This window comes from Streptomyces sp. MBT53, assembly GCF_016654115.1.
In the GTDB taxonomy this organism is placed as follows: Bacteria; Actinomycetota; Actinomycetes; order Streptomycetales; family Streptomycetaceae; genus Streptomyces.
Genome location: NZ_JAEQAZ010000512.1, coordinates 1 through 452, shown reverse-complemented (window position 1 = coordinate 452; position 452 = coordinate 1). Strand labels below are relative to the sequence as shown.

1 pseudogene is annotated in these 452 nt (G+C 68.8%); it reads left to right on the top strand.

From position 1 onward, the window contains the following. Positions 1-365: 365 nt before the first annotated feature. A pseudogene (locus JHN45_RS53895) lies at positions 366-452 on the top strand (chaplin); the annotation flags it as partial.

Sequence of the window (452 nt, the reverse complement as noted above, 5' to 3'; positions counted from 1 at the left end):
CTCGGCGGCGGGCGGGGCGGAGGCGCCGGAGGCGGCCGGGGCCCAGATCGAGGCGAGGGCGAGGGCGCCCACCGACGCCCGGCGCAGCAGCGGACCCTGGGAATTGCGCATGACCGGGGGTGCCCTTTCGGGAAGTACGGCCCCTATATGCGATTTGCTGGCTATAGGGGTACTTCGGGAGGTGCGCAACTCTAGTAGCTATCCGGATTAATCCGGCGAAACGTGACAAGTGTGTCGGAATGGTGAAGTTCGGCCCTCTGGCACATCACCCCATTGGCGGCACAACCCCCGTGGGCGCCGCGCGTTGACACAGCGCCGGGCATCCCCGCCCGGGTGTTTGTTTCAACCCCAAGGAGCACCTCTCCATGTCGCGTATCGCGAAGGGCCTGGTCCTGACCTCCGTTGCCGCCGCCGCCATGGCGGGCACCGCCGGCATCGCCGCCGCCGACAGC